A 23,524-nucleotide genomic window follows, 5' to 3' on the forward strand; every position below is an offset into this window, starting at 1 on the left:
AACAATATTAAAAACCATTTATCATTGTAAATATAAAAATAGAGCAAATATCTCACACCCTTTAGTATGTATTTAATTAAAATATAATTAATTAGGATATAAATTTAATTAAACTTATAAAACATTCATTAAAAAACCACCTATTTCTATTGACCAAGCATTCCATAATGGGTAATTTACGAATACTTTTTTAACGGACTAAATAATAGAAGTAGATATGGCATATTCTAAATTATCAGTACCTCTTTTGATCTTACTTGCAGCATCTGGATGTAAATCAACCCCAGAAGTTCAACCTGAACCACCTAAAGTCGTTTCGCTTTCTCCTGCGTGCATGGAATACGCTTTAGAAAATGATAATGAAGAGCTTGTTGGTTTTAGACCGGTTTACTTTGAAGTCAACAGTGCAAAACCTTACAGTAGCTTAGACAGTAATATGTCTTGTATTGTCACTTACCTATCTAGAAACCCTGATAAGTCTGTTGATATTCAAGGGTATACCGACGATAAAGGTACAATTGAATACAACAAGGCGTTAGCTAAAAAACGCGCTGATGGCTTAGTTGAACACTTAGTACTGTTAGGCGCCTCACCAAAGCAGCTTCAGTCTAGTGCACACATTATCGAAGACAAAGGCGTTAAATTGACGACTTCAGAGCGCTCAAAAATACGTCGTGTTAATTTTGCTATTACAGACAAATCTTTATAGTAGCGATGGAAATAGTTCTATTATTTGTCGAACTAACACCTATCCTACTAGCATGAGCATCACGATATAAATACAGGTATACCGAGTTTCGGCTTACCTGTATTTATATAATACTTAGTGATAACAATTTAATAAGTAGACTTTAAAAATCATACTTTAAGGTTTCATTTTATGTCACTTTTAATTTAGGTTAGTTTTAATTGAAGTGACTTTTCAGTTTAAGTTACCTTCCACTTTAGATTAAGTTAAAATTTACTTATTAAAAAACCAGCTTGCATTAATACATTACAAACAACCATTAATTAATCAGTCCTAATAACACAGCCTGACTTGTATCATTGATAACCTAAAAAGATAAGCTTGCGTTGGTCGCGAGTATATTTAAAAATCACAGGCAGATGCTAAGTTTCAAGCTAGCACCCTGTTTTTATTTTGCCTATAAACAATATAATGCGCGATATCTTCAATAGAGTGAATGTCTCCAATATCTACTTTTTCACAAAAGTCTCTGGCTTCACCGCTGAAGAAAAGTGACTTTGCCAATTCATAAACTTGCACAACTTTGCTCGCAACAGCCTCCATTGGATCAATAAAATCAATTGATGAAAAGTGGTTCTCTAAAATAGAGCGAACTAAAGGTAACTCCGTACAGCCCAAAATAACGGTATCAACACCTTGAACTTCTAACGTTTCAATCGCCTTAATCAATAATTTTGCATTACTTGCAAATTCACCAGATTTAATACCAAACGGTTCTCTTATATCCTGACCACATGAGGATTTCTCGCCAGTTTTGGCACCATATATTGCGCTATGTACATATCGTTCTTGAATTTCTAATGACGGCTTAATAAACGGCAAATTTGCCATTGTTAGATAATCATCGTAGATACCCGAATTGTAAGTACCATTGGTACAAAGTATGCCAACGATTGCTGCAGGGTTGTCGCTATGAATTTGCTCTGTGGTTGCTTTCAACATGTCGAGTAAATAAACATCTGTTTGTTCTTGTAGTCTTTGCCTAAAATAATGCGCTGTATTGCATGTCATCACCGCAAAATTGACTTTATTTTTTTCAAGAAATTTTACTGATTCAAGCATCTCAGGAACGGGATCTTCTCCTCCCTCATTGATAGCTTCAGAGCGATCAGGTATATCTGGATTCTTAATGACAACCATTCCCATATGGTCTTGATCCTTCATCGCACCATGCGCGACTTCTTCCTTAAAAACAATATCCTGAAATAGAATGTCAGCTTCCGGCCCCATATTGCCTACAACACCAAATAATAACTCTTTCATATCTAACTGGCCTTTCGCCCTCTGTAAATTTAGGCTTATGGTAAAAGGCAGGTGCAATAGACGTTAATCCCAATTGAAGGATCTAACCCTCTATTATAATGGCGTAGATGTTGTTAAATAAGCGTAATGGGTTAATCAACACGCTTAATATAGTGATCAAACTGGTTGAGTTGTCGGTATCCCTCCCTCTCGTATAATGCTTTAGCCGCGCCATTATTCACCTCTGTTGATAATTTAACACTGTCCGCATGAGTAAATTTAGCGAAAACGTCAACCTGATGCAGTAAAGCTGTAGCAACACCTTGTTGTCTAAAAGCGTGTTCTACATATAAATCGTTTAAAATCCATGTTCTTTTCATCGCAACTGATGAAAATGACGGATACAACTGAGCAAAGCCAACCAACGTATTTTGCTCATTCATCGCAATAAAAATGATTGAATCAGCTTCGACTAACCTTTCCTTAATAAATTTATGGCTTAAATCCAAATTTTCTTCCTGACCATAAAACTGTCTATAGGCGTCAAAAAGCGGTGAGACTTGTAAAAGGTTATCGATTGTTGCTTGTATGATCTTAACCATTTTCCTATTCCTTGACTGAGCCATCGGCTTTTTCGTTGAGTGTCAGAAGTACTCACTGCCACTATTAACCATTAACACCAAAAAATAAACATTTTCACCACATCTTAATATTCACCTTTGCTAACTTAAAGTACAAAAAACACATAAATTACTGTTTAAAAACAAATTAATCATCTTGGCACAACTTATGCCTATTCAAGATTAAATAAGCATTAGCAACAAACCGATTACAAAATAAATTAGCAGGTACCCCATGGATAGGTTAATCAGCATGAAAAAAATGACAATCTCACTACTTTGCTTTGCAACATTAACGTTAACAGCTTGCGGTGGAGAATCTGAAATAGAAAAAGAGGAAGAGAAGTACGCCATTCCTGTTGAAGTATCACCAGTTACTCAAGGAGATGTATCTTCGTTTTATAGCACAACTGCAACATTAGAAGCGCCAGAAGAAGCTCATGTCGTCACCCGCATTGCAGGTCTCATTGAAACAATTGAAGTCGAGGAAGGCGATAGAGTCACCAAAGGTCAAGCTTTAGCCACCATTGACGCAAAACGTCAGCACTACGATTACAAACGCTCTCAAGCTGAAGTTCAAATCATTGAGCAAGAGTTAAATCGACTAAAGCAGATGAAGAATAAAGAATTTGTCAGTCAGGATGTCATGGCGAAGTTAGAATTCAATTTACAAGCCGCTATTGCGCAGCGTGATCTAGCTAAACTGCATGTTATTGAAAGTCAGATAGTTTCGCCAATTAATGGTGTAGTCGCTAAACGCCACGTTAAAAAAGGCAACATGGCTAAAGAGTTTGAAGAGTTATTTTATATTGTTAACCAAGACGAGCTTCATGGCATCGTTCACTTACCTGAGCAACAATTAGTGAGCTTACGCTTAGGGCAAGAAGCTAAAGTAACAAATCAATATGCTAATCAAAGCATCAACAACCAAGAAATCATCGCTAACGTATTGCGTATCAGCCCGATTGTGGATGCCCAAAGCGGTACATTTAAAGTCACCATTGCTATCGATAATAGCGATGCCAAACTAAAAGCCGGTATGTTTACCCGAGTAGAATTAAAATATGACACTCACAAAAACGTTGTTACCGTTCCTTTCAACGCTGTTATTAATCAAGATGATACTCAAGCCTTGTATGTTATCGAAGATAACACCGCAACCCGTCGAGAAGTCAAACTGGGCTATCGAGAAAAAGATAAAGTTGAAATCCTTTCAGGTGTTGAACAAGGTGAACAAATCGTCATTCGTGGTCAGCAAAACCTGAAGGATCAATCTTTGGTCGAAGTGATCACGCCCCTTTCTTATGCCAAAAACAGCCTAGCAGCGCAATAAGGAAGTCACTATGTCATTGATTAATACTTCGGTTAAACGCCCGGTTACTGTGTGGATGTTTATGCTTGCCATTATGTTGTTTGGCATGGTGGGCTTTACTCGACTTGCGGTTAAATTACTACCCGACCTAAGCTATCCAAGTGTGACGGTACGTACTGCCTACGATGGCGCTGCGCCAGTTGAAGTTGAACAGCTTATATCTAAACCCATTGAAGAAGCGGTTGGAGTCGTAAAAGGTTTACGGAAAATCAGTTCTATTTCTCGCTCTGGAATGTCCGATGTTGTCCTGGAATTCGAATGGGGCACGAATATGGATATGGCAAGCCTCGAAGTACGTGAAAAAATCGATACTATTGAGTTACCTCTAGATATTGATAAGCCGCTTTTACTGCGATTTAACCCTAATTTGGATCCCATCATGCGTTTGGCGTTATCGGTTCCTGACGCAACTGAATCTGAATTAAAAACCACACGCACTTTTGCTGAAGAAGAACTAAAACGTCGCCTTGAAGCATTATCTGGTGTGGCTGCAGTTAGGTTATCTGGCGGATTAGAGCAAGAAGTTCATATTTTACTTAACCAGCAAAAATTACAGCAGTTAAACTTAAATGCTGACGATATTAAGCGCCGTATTAATCAAGAAAATATAAATTTATCAGCAGGTAAAGTGATACAAGGAGATAAAGAATACCTTGTACGCACCCTCAATCAATTTAATAACCTAGATGAATTACGAAACGTCATCATCTACCGTGAAGGCCAAACATTAATTCGATTATCGGAAGTGGCTGATATTGTCGACAGCTATAAAGAACGCAGTGATGTCACCCGTATCGGTGATGTCGAGTCTATAGAACTGGCTATTTATAAAGAAGGTGATGCTAATACCGTTTCTGTTGCTAAAAAGGTGCAAGCAGAGCTTGCTAATATCAATCAAGAATCGGCAGATAATCAACTAAAAGTCATTTATAACCAATCAGAGTTTATCCAAAGCGCAGTGAGTGAAGTCACCACAGCAGCCCTATTGGGTAGTTTGCTTGCGATGCTAGTCATTTATTTATTTTTAAGAGACATCATTGCCACACTTATCATTTCAATTTCAATCCCATTCTCTGTTATCGCCACATTCAACATGATGTACTTTGCAGAGATTAGCTTGAACATAATGTCGCTTGGCGGGATCGCATTAGCCATAGGCTTGTTAGTTGATAATGCTATTGTGGTACTTGAAAATATTGACCGCTATAAATCAAAAGGCATGGCAAGATTAGATGCTGCCGTTACTGGCAGTAAAGAAGTGGCTGGTGCTATCTTTGCTTCAACACTGACCACCCTCGCCGTATTTGTCCCGCTTGTGTTTGTTGATGGTATTGCTGGGGCGTTATTTTCTGACCAAGCACTCACAGTGACCTTCGCCTTACTGGCTTCATTATTTGTCGCTCTCACAGCGATTCCAATGCTTGCTTCTAGACAAGGTTTTACTCAACTACCTGTAGAGCAAACCACTACTCCGATTGAAAAACCAACGAGTAAAAAAGCAAAGTTCGCCTATTACACCAAGGCTATTTTAGGTTTTCCTTTTAAACTTATGCTCAGTTATCTACCGACCTTATTGCTTAATCTTGTCATCATACTAACCCGCTTTACGTCTTGGTTTTTCAGCTTGTTCATGCGTCCATTAAGCGCAGGTTTTAATTTGTTTTATCGATTCATTGAGGCGATATACCATCGTGTATTACGCCAAGCAATGAGCCATAAAATGGTGACTGTGGTTATTGCACTCATGTTAACCGTGGGGGCTGGTAGCTTATTCCCAAGATTAGGTGTGGAGCTTATTCCTCCAATGAACCAAGGGGAGTTTTATGTCGAAATTTTACTTCCACCAGGTACTGCCGTTCAAAAAACTGATGCAGTGCTTGAGCAATTGGCATTTTCCATTAGCGATAGTGACAATGTGAAACACACTTTCAGCCAAGCAGGTAGTGGTGGATTAATGACTTCTGATACCGCTAGAGGTGGAGAGAATTGGGGACGATTACAAGTTGTACTAGCCAATCCTGACGCATTTACAATAGTGGTTAATACGTTACGTGAAACCGCTAAGCGTATTCCAGCCTTAGATGCAAAAATTGAACATCCTGAATTGTTTAGCTTTAAAACACCGCTTGAAATTGAACTCTCTGGCTATGATTTAGCCCAGTTAAAGCAAAGTGGTGACCAACTGGTTTCTGCCTTGTCACAATCAACAAGATTTAGCGATATCAATACGAGTCTACGTGATGGACAACCTGAAATCAGTATTCGCTTTGATCATGTCCGTTTAGCAGCCCTTGATATGGACGCACCAACCGTTGCCAGCAGAATTGCTCACCGTGTAGGCGGGACTATAGCAAGCCAATACACAGTTCGTGACCGTAAAGTTGATATTTTAGTGCGAAGCGAACTAGATGAAAGAAATCACATTGAAGATGTCAATTCGCTGATTATTAACCCTAATAGTCAATACCCGATTCCATTAAGTGCTGTAGCTGATGTCTCATTGCAAGTGGGCCCATCAGCCATTAACCGTGTTAGCCAACAACGTGTCGCAATCGTATCGGCAAACCTCAGTTATGGCGATTTAAGTGAAGCAGTAAAAGAAGCCCAACAAATACTTAATCAACAGCAATTTCCGTCTTCCATTCAAGCACGCTTCGGCGGACAAAACGAAGAAATGGAGCACTCGTTTGATTCATTAAAAATTGCCTTGGTATTAGCTATCTTCTTAGTTTATTTGGTCATGGCAAGTCAGTTCGAGTCTTTACTGCATCCTTTACTAATCCTAATTGCTGTACCCATGGCTGTTGGTGGCAGTGTTATCGGTCTGTTTATAACAGGCACTCACATAAGTGTGGTTGTCTTTATCGGCCTAATAATGCTCGCAGGTATTGTTGTTAACAATGCGATTGTTTTGGTCGATAGAATCAATCAACTTCGAAAAGAAGGTCATGATAAAGATGAGGCGATTAGCACCGCAGCTAAATCGCGATTACGCCCAATTATGATGACAACGTTAACCACAACACTGGGCTTGTTACCAATGGCAATTGGTTTAGGTGATGGTAGTGAAATACGTGCACCTATGGCAATTACTGTTATTTTTGGTTTATCAATGTCGACCATGTTAACGCTGTTAGTTATTCCAGCCCTTTACGGCATATTTGATAAAAAACGTTATCAAGTAACGCAAACGGAAGTGGCGCCGACCTTAGCATCAGAGGGGCAGTTATAATGGATAACAATAATATTAATCAAGCTAAACAAAGCTTTAGCATAACTAGATTAGCCATTAAGCGCCCCGTGACCACCAGCATGTTTTTTCTGGCAATATTATTATTCGGCATGGCCTCTAGCAGGCTACTGCCACTAGAAATGTTTCCAGGTATTGATATTCCACAAATTCAGGTAAACGTGCCTTATAAAGGGTCAACGCCTGCTGAGGTTGAACGAGATATCACCAGTGTTCTAGAAGAGTCGTTAGCAACAATGAGTGGTATTGAAGAGGTACGCTCTAATTCATCTCAAGATGGAGCAAATATTCAGCTCAATATGAAATGGGGGCAAGATGTCGCCACCAAAAGCCTAGAAGCACGCGAAAAAATCGACTCGGTAAGGCATTTATTACCCAGAGATGTTGAACGAGTGCTCATTCAGCAATTCTCTACTGCTGATATGCCAGTGCTCACTATTCGTATATCAAGTGAGCGCGAGTTATCCAATGCATTCGACTTGCTAGATAAGCAACTTCGCAAACCCTTAGAGCGTATTGAAGGCGTATCAAAAGTCACTTTGTATGGCGTTGATAAAAAGCAAATTGAAATTAGGCTCGATGCCGATAAGTTAGCAGCTTCTGGTATCAACCCTGCACAGCTTCGCCAACGACTACAAATGGAAAACTTTGTCATAAGTGCTGGTACCATCCGTAACAATGACCGTGTTTTTCAAGTATCTCCAAAAGGCGAGTTTTTATCTATTGAAGATATCAAAGCAGTTAAACTCAATACCACAACCAGCCTAGGTGACATAGCGTCAGTGACCTTTACGCTTCCTGAGGCGTTTGAAGGTCGACATTTAGACCAAAAATATGCTGTTGGTTTAGATGTGTTTAAAGAATCTGGTGCAAATTTAGTGCATGTGTCAGAGCGAGTATTAAAGGTCATTGAACAAACTAAACAAGACAGACAATTTCAAGGCATCAAGTTATTTGTCATGGAGGATCAGGCCTATGGTGTTAAGTCTTCACTTAAAGATTTGCTGCTATCAGGATTGATGGGCGCTTTTCTATCATTCGGCGTACTGTACTTATTTTTACGCAACTTAAAAATGACATTAGTGGTGGTGTCGTCAGTACCTATTTCAATTTGTATGACGTTAGCTGGTATGTACTTACTGGGTTATAGCTTGAATATCTTATCAATGATGGGGTTATTACTGGCAGTGGGTATGCTGATTGATAATGCGGTTGTTGTAACCGAAAGCGTACTGCAAGAAAAGCAACGTAGTGGTATTACAGGTCAGCAAGATACCTTAGCACGCTGTCAAAAAGCCAATGAAAATGCCGTGTTAACTGGTGTTGAAAAAGTTGCTTTAGCAGTACTTGCTGGCACGCTGACCACTGCCATTGTCTTTTTACCTAATATTGTGGGTGTTAAAGTTGAGCTGACCATTTTCCTTGAACATGTAGCGATTTCAATCTGTATTTCTCTTGCCGCATCACTGTTAGTGGCAAAGACATTAATCCCATTATTATTGACCAAATTACATTTCGAAATTGATACCGAGGAAAAAGAGTCTAAGTTACGTCAGTTTTATCAAAAAAGCTTAACTTGGATTTTAACGCATTCGAAGGCCTCAGGGGTGTTAGCCGTGTTCCTATTAGCCTCAACAGCATTGCCATTGAGCTTGGTGCAACAGGACCAATCAGATGGTGAAGGTAATGACCGTTTATATATTAATTACCAACTTGAAGGCAGACATAACCTCAAAGTCACTGAAGCGATGATCAATCAAATGGAAGACTATCTTTATGCCAATAAAGACGCCTTTCAAATCGACTCTGTATATAGCTATTACTCAGCTGATAGCATTCAAACCACCATCTTGCTATTAAAAGATATCGAAACCCCGATGTCTGAGTTAAAAGCGCAAATCCGAGAAGGATTCCCTAAATATGCCGCCGCTTCACCACAATTTGGTTGGGGAAATGAAAACTCAGGATTACGCATTACATTAACGGGCCGTTCAACGTCTGAACTTATCAAGATTAGTCAGCAAGTTGTACCATTGCTGAGTGCGATTGACGGCTTAGAAGACGTGCGCTCTGAAGTGAATGCAGCGCAACAAGAGGTTGTGATTAAAATTGACCGTGAAATGGCTGCTAGGCTTGACCTAAACCTCAATGAAATAGCCTCTCATATTTCAATGGCACTTCGAGGCTCACCACTGCGTTCATTCAGACACGATCCTAATGGCGAGTTACGTATCGAATTAGCCTATGATAAAAGTTGGCAACACTCTTTAGAAAAGTTAAAACAACTGCCTATTATTCGCCAAGGTCAGCGAGTATATAACCTCGACAACTTAGCTGAAATCAATATTCAACCTCGTTTTGATACGATTAGACATTACAATCGCCAAACAGCCCTATCCATTGGCGCTAATGTCAATGACATCACTACAGAAGAGGCTCAAAAGCAAATTGAACAAGTCATGGAAACCATTAATTTCCCGTATGGTTATGGCTACAGTTTACGTGGTGGGTTCCAACGACAAGATGAAGACCAATCGATTATGGCCGTCAATATGATATTAGCGCTAGCCATGATTTATATCGTCATGGCCGCTTTATTTGAATCCCTGTTATTACCAACAGCTATTATCAGCTCAATCTTGTTTTCAATCACGGGTGTTTTTTGGGCACTGTGGATTTCAGGTACGCCGATGTCGGTTATGGCAATGATTGGGATCCTTATCTTGATGGGCATCGTAGTAAATAACGGTATTGTATTGGTGGATCAAATAAACCAAATGACGCCAAAATTATCTGACTTATCAGACACCATTATTGCCATCTGTGTTACACGATTACGTCCAGTATTGATGACAGTCGCGACCACTGTGCTAGGGCTTGTTCCTTTAGCCATGGGTGATACTCAAATCGGCGGCGGTGGGCCACCATACTCACCTATGGCCATTGCCATTATTGGCGGGTTAAGTTTTTCTACCGTCACCAGTTTGTATTTAGTGCCTCTTTGCTATCAAGCGCTATATCGAATTCGTTATCAATCATCAGTTAAATTAGGTTTAGCTGACAAGAGAGCGAAAAAGCTGTTACCTTGGACTGTGTAATATGGATGCCTCATGCCTTTGTGCTAGTTAATCTAGCCAAAGGCGTGAATATTAAAACAGGACACAACAGATGAAACTAAGATTGTTCAGTAAATTACTCGCACTATCATTAATTAGCACTGCAGTTTATGCTGATGATGACCGCTTTAAAGATGTTCAAATCACCTCACAGCAACTTACACCCACAACCTATATGTTTACCGGCTCTGGCGGTAATATCGGTGTATCAGCTGGTGCAGATGGCATATTAATTATCGATGATCAATTTGCACCACTCGCAGATAAAATCAGTCAATCATTAAATAAAATTCAACCAGGACAACCTAAGTACGTCATTAATACCCATTATCACGGCGATCATACTGGCGGTAATGCCCACTTTGGTGAACAAGGGATCATATTTGCTCATCACAATGTACTGAAAAAACTCAGTGCCAAGCAAGATACCCCAAAAGCAGCCCTGCCCGTTGTGACTTATTCCGAGGATGTTGCCATTCATTTTAACAATGACACGTTAACTCTGAAGCATATGGGGCCAGGACATACTGATGGAGACAGTGTGGTGTTTTGGAAAAATGATAACGTTATACACATGGGGGATTTATTTTTTAAAGACCGCTTCCCTTACGTTGATTTAAATGGTGGTGGCTCTGTTATTGGTTACCGAGACAATGTTTCAAAGGTTATATCATTAATAGACAAACAGACACAGATAATCCCAGGTCATGGTTCGCTGGCCACTCAGGATGATTTATTAAAGTTCAAACATATGCTTGATGAAAATATTCTATGGATGGAAAAAGAGCTCACTGAAGGTAAAACACTAGCGCAAGTACAAGCAAGTGGCGTACCTGAGAAATGGAAAGATTGGAGCTGGGGTTTTATCACGGAGAAAAAGTGGATCGATACTTTATATAAAGACTTAAAACCTCGCTAATCATCTACTTATTTGAATAAAGCGATTCATTCTAAAACAAGCCGCTTATCAGCGTAGCAGTGACAAGCGGCTTTTTATTTAATGGTACCTAAAGTGCCATAGCACCCAATACACTGGTTTTAAATCTTTACCACCTATACCTTGAAACGGTTTTGCAAAATAGTATAACCATTGCCAAGACTTTAAAAATTGCTTGGCTTGTTGCCAAATAACCTCACCACCAGCTTGTCGATAAGCCGTTATCGCAGCCGAAATCTTTTCTTTATCATTTATGTAGCGGTATAGGCTATGCACATAAACTAATACATCTCGAATTTGTTGGTTCAACAAGGTGCCCTTTTGCTGATTGGCCTCAAAATCGATAAATTTAACTTCACCGGCATCCCAGCTTATGTCGCGTAAAGCCGGTCTTCCATGTGCATGATCCATCAAATGCAAATGAGCTAAACCTTTACTGGTATCATTCAAAATACGCTGTAATTCATCACTGGCTATATCATCACTTTCAAGCCAATCCCTAACCGTGCGCCCTGCATCTTCAACAACGAGATATCCATCGCCACTGGCATGTACCTTGGGAACTGGTGCACCATCGTTTTGTAAAAGTTTCAAAACTTGAGTTTCTTTGTATAAGGCTTCGGCTGAATCAGATTTTAAAAAGCGCATCGCTCCAGAAAGCCTTTCAACTTGTTTAAGCCAATAGCGCTTACCTTGATATTCAAAATGACTGATACGCACACCTTCATTTAAAATAAGCATTTGTGCGACTTTGTCCTGAAAAGAATGCATTTGAGTCATTTTTTGTCCGCCATACCGAATTAAGTATTCAGTATCTAAGCTATAAGACATAGACTTCAAATTTTTCGAGGTGAACTGGCTGACTTTTACGTCAGCGCATAAATAGTGCAATTACTCTATAATCAGTACCTACATACTAATAACAACAAGTGCACAATAGTTAACCAACGAATTGATATGTAGCATGGAATTTAAATCAAAAAAAAGCGCCTTAAAGGCGCTTTTTTAATAATGATTTTTTAAGACTCTAGCGGTAATGCTCGGTTTTCAAGCAACACAGGAATGCCTTCAGTAATTGGATAAGCGAGCTTGTCAGCTTTACAAATCAATTGATCTGCTTCTTTATCAAATTCCAACTTACCTTTACATACTGGGCAAGCCACAATCTCAAGTAATTTTTTATCGAACGCCATGGAGGTTTCCTTGTTTAACTTTGACGACTTGTTCTAGTCTATTCAAAAATGCTTGATCAAAACTTTTATTAAGCTTCGCATTTACTGGCAGATACCACCAGTTTTGTTGTGCAAAATCGCGACATTTAACCGCATCTTTCTCTGTCATTATCAATGGATTCTCTTCAGAGAGTTGCGCTAATGCCTGTTTATCAAATGCCTGATGGTCTTCAAACTCATGAGTTTGAACAATGTCGTACTCTAACGCGCTGAGACTATCGAAAAAACGTTGCGGATTACCAATCCCCGCCATAGCCACTGCGGGTTCAGATTGCCAAGATGAGGTGTTAGAAGACGCTGCAGAGTCCACCCTTGTTAATGAACACGGTGCTAATTGCATTGCCACTTCATCATTTTGCGCTGAACCACCATTGTTGATCACCCAATCAATAGTGTTTAATCGCCAAATGCCTTCTCGTAATGGCCCTGCAGGAATTAAGCATTCATTACCGTATCGTCTTTGCCCATCTACAATCGCAAGTTCGATATCTCTGGCTAAGGCATAATGCTGTAAGCCATCATCACTAATAATCACATCAACATCAAAATCAGATAACAACTTCTGCGCCGCATCAATACGCTTAGCGCCAACCACCATGGGAACGTTTGTACGCGCCACAATCATGGCTGGCTCATCACCCACATCTACCGCTTTATCGGTTAAATTAACGGATTTCACGCCATTAATTTTAACCCCGTATCCGCGGCTTATTACCCCAGGCTTATAGCCATGCTGGCGAAGTAAATCAATTAAGTAGATAACGGTAGGCGTTTTGCCACTGCCCCCAGCTGTGATATTACCCGCGACAATCACAGGTACAGGTAAAGTTTCAGCTTGTTTTATCCCGAGTGAAAACCCAAGGCGACGCAACCAAGTAATAAGCCCAAATAACCAGCTCAATGGCATAAGTAACCATTTTGCCGGATGACCTTGATACCAAATTTTGTTAACTAACGCCTGCATTTAATTACCAAATTGCATTTTGTACAAGTTAGCGTAAACGCCTTCTTGCTCAACTAGCTCAGCATGCGCACCGCGCTCGACAACTTTACCTTGGTCGATAACAAGAATTTCATCTGCAGATTCAATCGTTGAAAGTCGATGTGCAATAACAATGGATGTACGGTTGTGACGTAAGTTATCTAACCCATGTTGAATGGCTTTTTCAGATTCAGTATCTAAAGCCGAGGTTGCTTCATCTAAAATAAGTACAGGCGCATCACGTAACATAGCACGAGCAATGGCAATCCTTTGACGCTGTCCACCCGATAGCAAAACGCCATTCTCACCGACTTCGGTGTCTAAGCCTTCTGGTAGGGTTTCGATAAACTCCATTGCATAAGCAAGTTCAGCGGCTTTAACAATTTGCTCTCGAGTCACTTCACCTGGGTAGGCATAAGCAATGTTATTCGCGATAGTATCGTTAAATAAGGTCACCTGTTGTGATACTAAGGCGACTTGATTACGCAAAGACTTCAATTTGTAATCATAAATACTGACATCATCTAAGGTAATATCACCTTCAGATACACCAGTGTAAAAACGCGTCATTAAGCTGGCAATGGTCGACTTACCTGATCCACTTCGGCCAACCAAAGCAATGGTTTTGCCTTGTTTTACTTCAAAGTCAATATTGGTTAACGCTGGCTTTTCAGTGTCTGGATAACTGAATGTCACGTTATTGAATTTCAAGTTACCTTTAACTCGCGCCACTTCATATTCACCCGTATCAGATTCAGGGGCGGTATCAAGTAGCTCAAACACGGTTGTACACGCTGCAATACCACGCTGAAATTCAGCATTCACTCGTGTTAAATTTTTAATTGGCTGCAGCATCGCCATCATAGCGCCTAAAATAGCGGCAAAAGTACCAGCGGTCAGTTCTTCTTTTAATCCAGGAAATGTTGCGGCATACAATACAAACGCAAGAGCAAATGAGCCGATAATCATAATCACTGGCTGACTGATTGCTTGGGCGACAGCTAACTTCATATTTTGATGACGGTTAGAATCATTCACCTTGAAAAAACGATTAACTTCCGTTTTTTGACCACCAAACGCCAATACATTTTTGTGGCCTTTGATCATTTGTTCTGTCGTCGCTGTGACCCCACCCATAGCTGATTGGATTTGCTTAGAAACCTTGCGAAAGCGTTTACTAACAAGGCTTATAACTATCCCCATTAATGGGCCAATCACTAATATGCACAGGGATAATTTCCAAGAATAAAAGAACATGATAGCTAACATTGCAATGACTGTAATCGAGTCACGTACTATAGAAATAAGTGCACTGCCGGATGCTCGGGCGATTTGTTCAGTATCGAATGTAACTCGAGAAATTAAATTACCACTGTTTTCTCGGTCAATATAACTGACAGGTAAGCGTAAATAATGTTCAAACACTTGCTGACGCATATCCATGATTAACTTAGCACTCATGTAGGATACACAATAGGTCGATACGAAATTCGCAATCCCCCGAAGTGTAAACATACCAATGACCACAAGTGGCGCCATTAACATAATGTCTTTGTTGGCATTAAATCCGCCGTGGGTCGGAACTTCTACGCCACCAACGACATTAGGCGTTTGACTAAAGCCTTCATCGATAAAAGGTTTAATGAACGCAATAAAAGCGGCGTCGACTAAGCCGTAAGTTAACAGACCTAAGATTGCTAACAAAAACATTCCTTTCATCGGAATGAGATAAGTAAGAAGGCGTTTAAATACGCTCGACATTTCGTTATTAGTTGTTGTCATTGATTACGTTAACACTTGAATAGCAAACAAAGGGTTATTCTACTCTGCTTTAACTTTCTCACCAAATCTAAACAGGCTGTTATACCAAAATGGTGCAATATCTGAACGATATTCACGAATAGCATAGTTTGATGGTTCAAAATCTATACTAATCTGACCCGAGTCACCGCTAACAAGTGTTTTAGCTCCTTTAAGTTTGTAACGATTTTGAATATCTTCTTTAGGAAATCCATATTGATTCGCGTAGCCTGCGGTAAAAATAACATGCTTTGGTGACACCGCATCGATAAAGTCTAGTGTAGACGATGTTCGACTCCCATGATGCGGTGCAAGTAACACATCAACGGGGGCTAAAACTTCTCGCTTAAGGAATTCATACTCAGTTTCTTTTTCAATATCCCCAGCCAAAAATAACCGCCGTTGAGTATCAATAATATAAGCAACACAGGAGCGGTTATTATCATTACTTTCAAGTGTATTAATATGCATCTCAATGGTTAAGTTAAGCCACTTTATTTGGTTATTTTCGCAAAGCAAATGTGCTGGCGCTTCATTAGCCAACTCAGAGCTTACATTAATACTTTTATCGATAACGGCTTGCTCTGCTATGACAATCACCTCTGGGTAATGTTTGGTTATGACATTTAACCCTCCAGCGTGGTCATTATCATTATGGCTCACAATAACGTAATCTAATTGAGTAACCCCTTTTGCTTGTAACATAGGGACAATAGCTCGCTCTGCATAAGAAAAACTCTCCCCATACGCGGCGCCTGTATCATAAAGTACACCACGATTTCCCTGCTGCAATAGTACTGACATGCCTTGAGCTACATCAATAACATGCGCTTGCCAATGAATCGGCTTTAGCGTTGCATCTGTAATGATTGGCTCATTAACGGCGTGCTGAAATTGATCAATGTGATGTAAAGTCCAATGCTGCACTGTCAACATGACAAAGGGAATACACAATAAACTTGATACGACTCGCCATGTTTTATGCACTGACCATTTTATTAAAAATAGTCCCAATATGAAGAAAGCCACACTCAAGATGAGATTATCAGGCAACCTCATTAAAGCGAGTGGCCAGGCGTCACTAAAGCCGATTAACCACTGAAAAGGGCTAAGTGACAAATCAGCTAATTGCATTACAGTTTCGCCAAGTATGTACGACCAGTTTTGCGGTATGGGCATTATCATCAACAGTAAATTGAGCACCAAAGCGATAATGCTTAATGGAATAACCACAAAGCTAAACCAAGGCACCATAAGGAAATTAACCCAAATACTGTGAAATGAGAAAGTGCCAAACAATACCGCTTGCACCAAACCTAAAGCTAATGCCAACCGCCATTGCACTGCCCAAAATACAACAATAAAAGCCTTACATTGACTGATTAAACGTCTAAACCTAGTTTGATGTTCTTGAACAAAACGCTGATAAAGGCTTGGTTGTTCCCTATTAGAGTCAACACTATCTATACAATCAGTGCTATCACTTTCTTGTGAAAGCGCGGTTTGTTGTTGAAGCGAGGTATAGTCGATGGTTAATAAAATAATGGCAAGCGCACTAAAAGACAGCCAGAAACCAGCGCTTAAACTCGCAAAAGGATCAATTAATAAAACAGCAAATAACGCCCAAATGAGTCGCTGCCATGTTGAAGCATATTGATTGACCATGGTGAGGACCACAAGTGCAAGCAACATCACCAAGGCACGTTGTGTTGAAATTGCAAAACCAGCTAAATAGCCATAACCCAAAGCAAACACAGTTGCTGTGAGCATAGATAAAAGCAGATTCCTGCGACTAGAATGCGGCCAACATGTAAACAGCATCCCACGTGATAATAATAGAAAAAGTCCAAAAACAACCGATAAATGCAAGCCGGAAATAGCCACTAAATGCCCAGTTCCAGTTTGACGTAACTGTTGCCATTGCTGCTTGGATAATAATGATTTGTCGCCAAATAGTAACGCCTGCATAACAGCGCTATTGTCTAAGCTCCTTAATACAGGTGTTAGGTTATCTATGATTGTTTGCCTAAAAGGCGCAAAATAGGCGACTAACTCCCCTTGCTTCACCGTGCCTTTTGCGACGATATGACGGCTTAATAGGTACTTTTGTTGATTAAAACCACCTTGATTAAGCGGGCTGGTAATCGGTTTAAGTCTGGCATTTAACAGCCAAGTTTGACCGACTTTTAATTCAGGCGGTTGCTGCCAAATGAGTCTATAGTAGTGGTCATAAAAGCGACTTTGTTCAGAAAGCAGCCGAATATCGAAACTTATCCAGTCGCTGTTTACGCTAACTAGTGATACTATCTCTGCCTTAAATTGTTTTTTGACAGGGATATTTGATTCTTGTGAAGAAAATAGTGAATTAAAACAAATAGAAACTAGCAACACTCCAAAAAGTGTTCCACTGATGAACGACCACTTTTTAAAAGTTACTAACACTATTATCAAAGTGATAGACGCCATCCATATAGGAAGTAGGCTTGGCAGCAAATTGCTAAAAAGCATACTGGCGCAAAAACCATAAATGAATCGATTTATCATTGATTAATTAAAGACAGTAATCGCGTATATGCCAAAAAAATTATTACAAAAATTTATGCCGAAGCCTGAAACAATACGTAATCATAAGTATTTACGTATATTTGGCAGCTTATTAAATGATCCCAATTTATGGACGTTGAATCGAAAATCAGCGCCAGGATCATTTGCTATTGGCCTTTTTGTTGCTTGGCTGCCTTTACCTTTTCAAATGGTTATTGCTGCAGGTATGGCCATTTATTTCAAAGTTAATATTCCCCTCGCCGTTGCGCTAGTTTGGTTAACTAATCCGATTACCATGCCGTTTATGTTTTATGCTGCCTACCTATTAGGTGCAAATATCCTCGGGATGGATACGACTGACTTCGCATTTGAAGCCAGTTGGCAATGGGTTGAAAGTTCAATCGGTACAATCGGTCCACCATTTTTGTTAGGTTGTGTTATTTTGGGGGCAATTTTTGCGTTAATCAGCTTCTTTGTGATTAAAAGTCTATGGAAATATTCGATACTATTTAAGTGGAAAAAAAGAAGCTAACCTAAACCGTGATATTGAATGAAAAGCCAGCATTTAAGCTGGCTTTTTACTTTCTAAAATCGACTTTAAGCAAGTGTGATTGAAACGAGAATACATGAGAGTTAGCTGCACATATTTATTCAGATGCTGATAATTTTCGATAAATCAGTACCACTAAGTGCAAACTTAACAGTCCAGAAAATGCAATGCAGAAAAACAGTAACGCAATCGATTCAACCAACGTCGGGTTATCAGCATAATTCCACCACCACAACGGCCAACAGATAAGACTCAATACAGTAAGTTGCATCATACACGCTCGGCAACGACCTATCTTTTGCTTAAAAATGGACTCTTCACAGTCATTGCAAGACATCACCACTCCCCTTTATATACTTCAAGCAGACTCATAGGAAAGGTGCTCTTTATTTAATAGTGCAAAAGCGCATTCATCCCCCCATTTTCCTTTAAAAAATATGTTTTGTATAAAATGCCCTTCTTTTCTAAAGCCGAGCCGCATCAATAGTGTCATTGAAGCACTATTTTCAGCATCAGTTGTTGCGGTAATTCTATGTTTTTTCAATACAGAAAATAAATAATCAATCACTGATTTCATCGCTTCAGTTGCGTAACCTTTTTTTTGTGCCGTTCTTGCTAAGGTAAAACCGACTTCAACCTGCTGCTCATCAACAAAATGTAGTGCGATATCACCAATTAACTGTTGCGAGTCTTTTTCAATTAAGGCCAATTGAAACCAAAGGCCTGCAACACCGAACATTTGGTAATCCATATTAGAATAAAACCGCAGGGCATCTTCTTCAGTGTAATCATTCCAGCTTTGGTATTGAGCAATGATGGGATCCGCTCGATAAGCTGCAAAATTAGCTAAATCATCAGATTGAAAAGCCCGTATTGTTAATCGTTGTGTATTCAATTGCGGTACTTGAACGGGCTTATTGGTTGTCTTCATTCCTAATACCTTACCTTTTGTGAATGATTAATAGGTTAAGCATGTTTAATTCTCGCCACTAAAAAATCCACTGCTGCTTTGACTTTTGGCACATGGTAGCGGTGTTTTTGATAAATCAAATATACGCCAAAATCTTCACTTTGAGTGGCTGACAAAGGTGGCTCAAAGTGTAACTCAGTTAATTCACTACTGGCTAAAAACGGCGATAAAACCCAGCGTGGCATCATCAAAATACCTTGATGTTGTTTTGCCTTTGCAATTAGCCACTCCCCCACATTGCTAATCGCTGCAGCTGGTGCTGATACGTCTTGCCACTGACCATTTATTTTACTCAGCCAAGGTACACGACCATTTGGTGAGCGATAATATAACCCTTTATGATCTTGCAGCTCTGATGGATGTGTTGGCGTTCCCATTGTGTCGAGGTATTGCTGAGTTGCAGCAGGGATAAATTGATTGTCCATTAATCTAATCGCCATAACGCGATCATTTGGGGCATAACCACCTCTAATAGCGATGTCTACATCATCACGACCAACCGAGGACAATTCATCACTAAGCTCAATATCTAAAATAACTTTTGGGTATAAGCGAGAAAACTCATCTAAAAGCGGAATAAGCACTTCTCTGCCGATACCAACCATGGCGCTTATTCTCAGCTTTCCCATTGGCTCTGTTTGATACGTTCTTACTGCTTCATTGCTTTGTTCAAGCTGCAGCAAAAGTTGTGATACTTGTTGATAGTACTCTGCGCCAATCTCAGTCAATGATACGGCTCTAGTTGACCGTTTCAATAACGTCGCACCTAAGCTTGCCTCAAGATCTGCCACTCGCCTTGATAATGAAGAAGCAGGTACCGAAAAGCTTTTGGCTGCGTGAGTAAAACTGCCAGTTTCTACCACTTTGATAAAATATTTAAGCGCTCTTAATTGATCCATACCCCACCCATTATTGCCATAAAAGCAATAAAGAAAGACAATTAGCCCACTATATCTTATTAATAATCAAAGTAATAATACTGTTTATCTTATTCACACCGATACCTAATTATCGATCTCATTGAAGGAAGCAAAATGAGTACATTTACTGCAATTAACTTAGTCAAACGCCCACAAGGCGGACCAATTACTCAAGATATTTTTGAAATCGTATCCTTACCAACGCCAAAGGTTAACCCGGGTGAAATTCTCGTAAAACAAAACTATATGTCACTGGATCCCGCTATGTTTGGTTGGATGCAACCAGATACTGACAGCTATATCCCCCCAGTTAACTTAGGCGAGGTCATGCGCAGTAGTGGCGTTGGCGAAGTCGTTGAAAGTCATCATCCTGATTTTAAAGTAGGCGATCGAGTGATGGGTATGATGGGTTGGCAAGAGTATTTCCACAGTAACGGAAAAGGCTTAAATAAAGTAGATGCACCTTTACCTGATGAAACTATTCTATCCGTGTTCGCGCTTCCAGGGCTTACTGCAACACAGGGGTTGTTCAATGTTGGCAAACCTAAAGCGGGTGAAACAATAATAGTAACAGGCGCTGCGGGCTCTGTCGGTTCTATTGTTGGCCAACTTGCTAAAGCAGATGGACTTCACGTCATTGGTGTTGTTGGTAGTGATGAAAAAGCCAATTGGATTGTTGATGAGCTGGGATTTGATTCAGCCATAAACTACAAAACAGCTGATTTAGCTGCAGAATTAGACAAGTTAGCTCCACAAGGTATCGACTTATTTTTTGAAAATACTGCAGGTCCAATTCAAAGCCTGATAGTAGACAGAATGAACCCTCACGGACGCGTAATGGTTTGTGGTCTGATTGCTGATTACAGTAAACAGACACCTGCGCCAGGACCAAGCTGGATGAATATTCTAAAAAGACGTATTACAGTGCAAGGTTTTACCATGCCAGATCATTATTCTGAAGTACCAAGCTTACTGGAAAAGCTCACTCCCTATGTGCTGCAAGGTAAAATCAAACACAGATCGCATATTCTGGATGGATTAACGTCATCTATTGAGGGGTTAAACTTATTCTTTAGCGGAGAAAATAAAGGGAAATTGATGGTAAAACTCTAGTTTTACATTAGCTTTCCAAGATAACGATCGCGTCTAACTATCGCGCCTATGTTTAATTAAACATAGGCGTGTTACTAATTAAATTATTTTCTCTAAAACTTATTTCGATTAGGAATAATGTCGATAGTGGAACTGAACTGTTCAAGTAACGTTTTTACGACTCTTTCTGAATCAGAATAAATTTGATCTTGGTGATTGGCTTGCAAATAATACAAGGCGTAACTTAACTGCGATGGTAACAAGCTTGCCAAGCGTTTCGGCGCTTCATAATAATAATGGTCAGGATAGTAATGGCAAGAAAACTTGTCTGCTAACAAGATGGTGTTTTCTTTTTGTAAATAATGAGACAGCAAAGAATGCGACTCTGAACGATATTTAAACTTAAAGCCTTTTGTCAGATCATTATTCTCTAAAATTGGCTGTAAGCGGTTAATGCCCGAAAAAATAATCCCTGCAAAATCATGATCAACAAAGCCAGTCTTTTGCATGCCATCCTCAATCCATTGATTCGGTTTAGCAGAAATAAATACAGCTTGATTAATCACAAGTGGAATTTGTCTGATTTCTTTTGGTGCATTGATTGGAAATAAGTTCAAACCAATGTGCACATCTCCATTAATAATTTGGTCTAAGCTATGATCATTCCAGTGAGTAAAATTAATCTTAGCTTTAGGTAATACCTTCTCAACTGTATCCATTAACGCTTTTGCAATCACATCAATAATCGGACTCGCAATTGAAAAATTAATTTCTCCATCAAAGTCATCTTGATTGAGAAAATCTTCAGGATAGAATCGTTTATCTAATTGAATAAGTTCGCTTGCTAACCCTTCACCTATTTCTGTGGCACGCACAGTCGGCACTAACTGCCCTTGCCCTTTGATAAACAAAGGATCACCTGTGGCATTTCGTAATTTGGACAAAACTTGGCTTACTGCAGATTGGGTTATACCTAATTTGGCCGCCGCAAGTGTTGTACTACGAGAGCGATATAACTCATTAAAAATTCGTAAGTAGTTTAAATTAATTTGTTCTGAATACTTTCTATACACACGCCAATACCAAATCAAAATTCAACACTGATATTAGCATAGCTTATAGCTGTTATAAGTAGCACTCGTCACATATGTTAACTAGGATTTGCGTCGTCTATTTAATAACGTAATCCATTTCACATATGTATCCAGGGGGAAGATAGTGACGACGCAGCTCAATGAAGCAGTTTTTTGCAAAGAAAACTTTGCTACCGTATTAAGACAGTTTCGTAAATCATACCGCTTATCTCAGCAATCACTTGCCGATGATTTAGCGACTAACCATAGCTTATTTAAAAACATCAATCAGTCAATGGTCAGTCTATGGGAAAAAGGCACTATCTTGCCTTCGCTAAATCGCAGAGTCGGTTTAGCCAACTTCTTCAACCAATGTTATCAATATGACGAACATGAATTGAAAGTGGTTATCAAGGCACGTAAGCACAAAACTGCTATCAATGAAAAACCGAATATTTATAATTATAATATCAATCAAATCAAAGAGTTTTGGTTTGATGAAATGACTGAAGATGAGAAAGCATTAATCTATAACGCACATGCGTCTCAAAGTGGATATGACTTTAATGAAACCATCGAGCACATTGACTGTAAAAGACTAAAAGTAGTCTGCTTTTACTACAATAATTCAATCATCGGGCATTTGGCCTTTTGCGCAGCACAAAACGGTTTAATTAAGTTAGCCAGTGTGGTCGCTATCGATAAAAACATTAAAATGAATATCTTTAAATTCATCCAGACATTGTCATCTGACTTAATGTTAGTTATTCCAAGCTTTATTAAATATTACAGCCATATGCTCAATGATATTTACCTTGAAGAAATTAAAAATGACTCACCTATTACACTGCACGCTGGTAAGAGTGAGGTTGTTTTCAATAACCCGTTTGTTAAGCACGTTTTAGACGGTAATGATGATTTAGCCTTGCTTCGTTTCGAACAGCACAATGACTAATCAACCTGTTTTTCTCTGAACGATTTATTGCTAATCGATTTATAGTTAGTCGATTTATAGTCAGCCGATTTATAAGAATTACGCAAAAAAGTATAGCGCCTTGGATAAACGATGTATCACA

General features: G+C 39.5%; 19 protein-coding genes. 8 read left to right on the plus strand and 11 right to left on the minus strand.

Features of this window, described 5'->3' with window-relative positions; genetic code table 11:
- Positions 1 to 217 precede the first annotated feature (217 nt).
- A complete protein-coding gene (locus tag SJ2017_RS12525; protein WP_055023390.1) occupies positions 218 to 709 on the plus strand; it encodes an OmpA family protein in 492 nt (163 codons plus the stop codon).
- 408 nt (positions 710 to 1,117) lie between these two features.
- Here SJ2017_RS12525 and SJ2017_RS12530 read toward each other — a convergent pair whose 3' ends face one another.
- On the minus strand, positions 1,118 to 2,011 hold the full coding sequence (locus tag SJ2017_RS12530) for an aspartate/glutamate racemase family protein (protein ID WP_080915977.1): 894 nt from the start codon (positions 2,009 to 2,011) through the stop codon (positions 1,118 to 1,120).
- Positions 2,012 to 2,142: 131 nt separating this feature from the next.
- Positions 2,143 to 2,592, minus strand: a complete 450-nt coding sequence (locus tag SJ2017_RS12535) for a GNAT family N-acetyltransferase (RefSeq protein ID WP_080915978.1) — start codon at positions 2,590 to 2,592, stop codon at positions 2,143 to 2,145.
- A 271-nt stretch (positions 2,593 to 2,863) separates the two neighbouring features.
- Here SJ2017_RS12535 and SJ2017_RS12540 point away from each other — a divergent pair, with 271 nt between their 5' ends.
- The 4 genes from SJ2017_RS12540 to SJ2017_RS12555 all read left to right on the plus strand — a co-directional run bounded on the left by SJ2017_RS12540 (position 2,864) and on the right by SJ2017_RS12555 (position 11,267).
- Positions 2,864 to 3,943 (plus strand): efflux RND transporter periplasmic adaptor subunit, encoded by a 1,080-nt coding sequence (locus tag SJ2017_RS12540; RefSeq protein WP_055023393.1) that lies wholly within the window; start codon positions 2,864 to 2,866, stop codon positions 3,941 to 3,943.
- A gap of 10 nt (positions 3,944 to 3,953) precedes the next feature.
- Entirely contained in the window at positions 3,954 to 7,214 is a 3,261-nt protein-coding gene (locus tag SJ2017_RS12545; RefSeq protein ID WP_080915979.1) for an efflux RND transporter permease subunit, read from the plus strand.
- Positions 7,214 to 10,330, plus strand: coding sequence for an efflux RND transporter permease subunit (locus SJ2017_RS12550; RefSeq protein WP_080915980.1), 3,117 nt, complete (start codon positions 7,214 to 7,216; stop codon positions 10,328 to 10,330). Before SJ2017_RS12545 ends, SJ2017_RS12550 begins: the two co-directional genes overlap by 1 nt.
- A gap of 70 nt (positions 10,331 to 10,400) precedes the next feature.
- On the plus strand, positions 10,401 to 11,267 hold the full coding sequence (locus SJ2017_RS12555) for an MBL fold metallo-hydrolase (RefSeq protein ID WP_080915981.1): 867 nt from the start codon (positions 10,401 to 10,403) through the stop codon (positions 11,265 to 11,267).
- Positions 11,268 to 11,345: 78 nt separating this feature from the next.
- On the opposite strand, the gene SJ2017_RS12560 is transcribed toward SJ2017_RS12555, so the two are convergent.
- The 5 genes from SJ2017_RS12560 to SJ2017_RS12580 form a co-directional block, all read right to left on the minus strand.
- Positions 11,346 to 12,065 carry a BUD32 family EKC/KEOPS complex subunit gene (locus tag SJ2017_RS12560; protein ID WP_080915982.1) on the minus strand — a complete coding sequence of 240 codons (720 nt, stop codon included), beginning with the start codon at positions 12,063 to 12,065 and terminating at the stop codon, positions 11,346 to 11,348.
- 239 nt (positions 12,066 to 12,304) lie between these two features.
- Complete coding sequence (locus SJ2017_RS12565; RefSeq protein ID WP_080915983.1) at positions 12,305 to 12,478, minus strand: Trm112 family protein; 174 nt, start codon at positions 12,476 to 12,478, stop codon at positions 12,305 to 12,307.
- Entirely contained in the window at positions 12,465 to 13,481 is a 1,017-nt protein-coding gene (gene lpxK, locus SJ2017_RS12570) for a tetraacyldisaccharide 4'-kinase (protein WP_080915984.1), read from the minus strand. The genes SJ2017_RS12565 and lpxK overlap by 14 nt, the downstream gene beginning before the upstream one ends.
- Positions 13,482 to 15,281: a lipid A export permease/ATP-binding protein MsbA gene (msbA, locus tag SJ2017_RS12575; RefSeq protein ID WP_055023398.1), complete on the minus strand. Its 1,800-nt coding sequence runs from the start codon at positions 15,279 to 15,281 to the stop codon at positions 13,482 to 13,484.
- Between the two features lie 39 nt (positions 15,282 to 15,320).
- Complete coding sequence (locus tag SJ2017_RS12580; RefSeq protein ID WP_080915985.1) at positions 15,321 to 17,843, minus strand: DNA internalization-related competence protein ComEC/Rec2; 2,523 nt, start codon at positions 17,841 to 17,843, stop codon at positions 15,321 to 15,323.
- A 28-nt stretch (positions 17,844 to 17,871) separates the two neighbouring features.
- Between SJ2017_RS12580 and SJ2017_RS12585 the strand changes: the two genes are divergently transcribed.
- The gene (locus SJ2017_RS12585; protein WP_055023400.1) at positions 17,872 to 18,375 is read left to right on the plus strand and encodes a DUF2062 domain-containing protein; all 504 of its coding nucleotides are present in this window, start codon (positions 17,872 to 17,874) and stop codon (positions 18,373 to 18,375) included.
- Positions 18,376 to 18,490: 115 nt separating this feature from the next.
- Here the strand turns inward: SJ2017_RS12585 and SJ2017_RS12590 are convergent, their stop codons facing one another.
- From SJ2017_RS12590 to SJ2017_RS12600, 3 genes are read right to left on the minus strand one after another with little or no spacing between them, the layout of a single operon-like run.
- A complete protein-coding gene (locus tag SJ2017_RS12590; protein ID WP_080915986.1) occupies positions 18,491 to 18,730 on the minus strand; it encodes a DUF3624 domain-containing protein in 240 nt (79 codons plus the stop codon).
- Positions 18,731 to 18,751: 21 nt separating this feature from the next.
- The gene (locus tag SJ2017_RS12595; RefSeq protein ID WP_080915987.1) at positions 18,752 to 19,324 is read right to left on the minus strand and encodes a GNAT family N-acetyltransferase; all 573 of its coding nucleotides are present in this window, start codon (positions 19,322 to 19,324) and stop codon (positions 18,752 to 18,754) included.
- 35 nt (positions 19,325 to 19,359) lie between these two features.
- A complete protein-coding gene (locus SJ2017_RS12600; RefSeq protein WP_080915988.1) occupies positions 19,360 to 20,262 on the minus strand; it encodes a LysR family transcriptional regulator in 903 nt (300 codons plus the stop codon).
- Positions 20,263 to 20,397: 135 nt separating this feature from the next.
- On the opposite strand from SJ2017_RS12600, the gene SJ2017_RS12605 reads away from it, so the two are divergent.
- Entirely contained in the window at positions 20,398 to 21,396 is a 999-nt protein-coding gene (locus SJ2017_RS12605; protein ID WP_080915989.1) for an NADP-dependent oxidoreductase, read from the plus strand.
- A 92-nt stretch (positions 21,397 to 21,488) separates the two neighbouring features.
- On the opposite strand, the gene SJ2017_RS12610 is transcribed toward SJ2017_RS12605, so the two are convergent.
- Positions 21,489 to 22,448, minus strand: coding sequence for a LysR family transcriptional regulator (locus tag SJ2017_RS12610; RefSeq protein WP_055023405.1), 960 nt, complete (start codon positions 22,446 to 22,448; stop codon positions 21,489 to 21,491).
- A 145-nt stretch (positions 22,449 to 22,593) separates the two neighbouring features.
- On the opposite strand from SJ2017_RS12610, the gene SJ2017_RS12615 reads away from it, so the two are divergent.
- Positions 22,594 to 23,403, plus strand: coding sequence for a helix-turn-helix domain-containing protein (locus SJ2017_RS12615; RefSeq protein WP_055023406.1), 810 nt, complete (start codon positions 22,594 to 22,596; stop codon positions 23,401 to 23,403).
- The last annotated feature ends 121 nt before the right edge of the window (positions 23,404 to 23,524 follow it).

Origin of the sequence: Shewanella japonica (genome assembly GCF_002075795.1) — a bacterium.
Taxonomy (GTDB): domain Bacteria; phylum Pseudomonadota; class Gammaproteobacteria; order Enterobacterales; family Shewanellaceae; genus Shewanella; species Shewanella japonica.

Bases quoted from the DNA above. Each gene is read 5' to 3' on its own strand.
- SJ2017_RS12525 (WP_055023390.1), top strand. From the start codon at position 218: ATGGCATATTCTAAATTATCAGTACCTCTTTTGATCTTACTTGCAGCA.
- SJ2017_RS12530 (WP_080915977.1), bottom strand. From the start codon at position 2,011: ATGAAAGAGTTATTATTTGGTGTTGTAGGCAATATGGGGCCGGAAGCT.
- SJ2017_RS12535 (WP_080915978.1), bottom strand. From the start codon at position 2,592: ATGGTTAAGATCATACAAGCAACAATCGATAACCTTTTACAAGTCTCA.
- SJ2017_RS12540 (WP_055023393.1), top strand. From the start codon at position 2,864: ATGAAAAAAATGACAATCTCACTACTTTGCTTTGCAACATTAACGTTA.
- SJ2017_RS12545 (WP_080915979.1), top strand. From the start codon at position 3,954: ATGTCATTGATTAATACTTCGGTTAAACGCCCGGTTACTGTGTGGATG.
- SJ2017_RS12550 (WP_080915980.1), top strand. From the start codon at position 7,214: ATGGATAACAATAATATTAATCAAGCTAAACAAAGCTTTAGCATAACT.
- SJ2017_RS12555 (WP_080915981.1), top strand. From the start codon at position 10,401: ATGAAACTAAGATTGTTCAGTAAATTACTCGCACTATCATTAATTAGC.
- SJ2017_RS12560 (WP_080915982.1), bottom strand. From the start codon at position 12,065: ATGACTCAAATGCATTCTTTTCAGGACAAAGTCGCACAAATGCTTATT.
- SJ2017_RS12565 (WP_080915983.1), bottom strand. From the start codon at position 12,478: ATGGCGTTCGATAAAAAATTACTTGAGATTGTGGCTTGCCCAGTATGT.
- lpxK (WP_080915984.1), bottom strand. From the start codon at position 13,481: ATGCAGGCGTTAGTTAACAAAATTTGGTATCAAGGTCATCCGGCAAAA.
- msbA (WP_055023398.1), bottom strand. From the start codon at position 15,281: ATGACAACAACTAATAACGAAATGTCGAGCGTATTTAAACGCCTTCTT.
- SJ2017_RS12580 (WP_080915985.1), bottom strand. From the start codon at position 17,843: ATGATAAATCGATTCATTTATGGTTTTTGCGCCAGTATGCTTTTTAGC.
- SJ2017_RS12585 (WP_055023400.1), top strand. From the start codon at position 17,872: ATGCCAAAAAAATTATTACAAAAATTTATGCCGAAGCCTGAAACAATA.
- SJ2017_RS12590 (WP_080915986.1), bottom strand. From the start codon at position 18,730: ATGTCTTGCAATGACTGTGAAGAGTCCATTTTTAAGCAAAAGATAGGT.
- SJ2017_RS12595 (WP_080915987.1), bottom strand. From the start codon at position 19,324: ATGAAGACAACCAATAAGCCCGTTCAAGTACCGCAATTGAATACACAA.
- SJ2017_RS12600 (WP_080915988.1), bottom strand. From the start codon at position 20,262: ATGGATCAATTAAGAGCGCTTAAATATTTTATCAAAGTGGTAGAAACT.
- SJ2017_RS12605 (WP_080915989.1), top strand. From the start codon at position 20,398: ATGAGTACATTTACTGCAATTAACTTAGTCAAACGCCCACAAGGCGGA.